The organism is Bradyrhizobium sp. 23, from assembly GCF_023073295.1.
GTDB lineage: Bacteria > Pseudomonadota > Alphaproteobacteria > Rhizobiales > Xanthobacteraceae > Bradyrhizobium > Bradyrhizobium canariense_D.
This window is the reverse complement of sequence record NZ_JADPJF010000133.1, coordinates 1-630: the sequence shown is the minus strand read 5'-3', so window position 1 is coordinate 630 and position 630 is coordinate 1. Positions and strand designations below refer to the sequence as shown.

The 630-nt window shown below is 65.2% G+C and carries 1 protein-coding gene; it reads right to left on the bottom strand.

Features of this window, described 5'->3' with window-relative positions; all coding sequences use genetic code 11:
• Window positions 1-524: transposase (locus tag IVB32_RS32300; RefSeq protein ID WP_247412672.1), on the bottom strand; the 524-nt coding region annotated here is incomplete at its 3' end.
• Window positions 525-630 lie beyond the last annotated feature (106 nt).

Genomic DNA, 630 nt, shown 5'->3' with positions numbered 1-630 from the left:
GCATCGTGGGCCACCGCCTCGCGCACGACTTGCGCAAAGCCGCCGCGCCCGACCCGGTTCAGCCGGATGCCAAACACTTTCAGCGAGTGCCGGATCGCATTCTCGAGGTCCACAAACTTGCGCTTCAGATTGCGCCGGTGCGTCAACAACAGCCGCAGCCGGTAGCAGGCCTCGCTCTTGATATGGGCGCGCCGGAACCAGCCGGTGCGCATGATGTGGGCAATCCCGAGCGCATCTGCCCGGTCGGTCTTGTTGCGCTGCGCCTTCAGCGCCGCGCGAACATGCAAAGTCTCCAGGCAGACCGCCGGCAGGCCCAGCCTGAGCAGCTCCGGATGCAGCCAGGGCGACAGCGATCCCGCCTCATGACCAAGGCGTCGCAAGCGGCCAAGATAGGGCGTCAGCGCCACCTTGATCGCGTCCGGATCGGTCACCACCGCCGTCTCCAGCATCACCTTGCCGGTCGCATCCACCACGCAGATCGCCGTCTCGTCCATGCCGACGTCCAAACCACAGAAGAATTCCATCACACGCCTCCCGCGTTGCTGAGCCGGTGCAGTGTGCGCAATATTCATCGCGCAGACCATCTGCTCCGCCGCCGCAAGTTCTGCAGGAGACCGATTACGGGCGGCC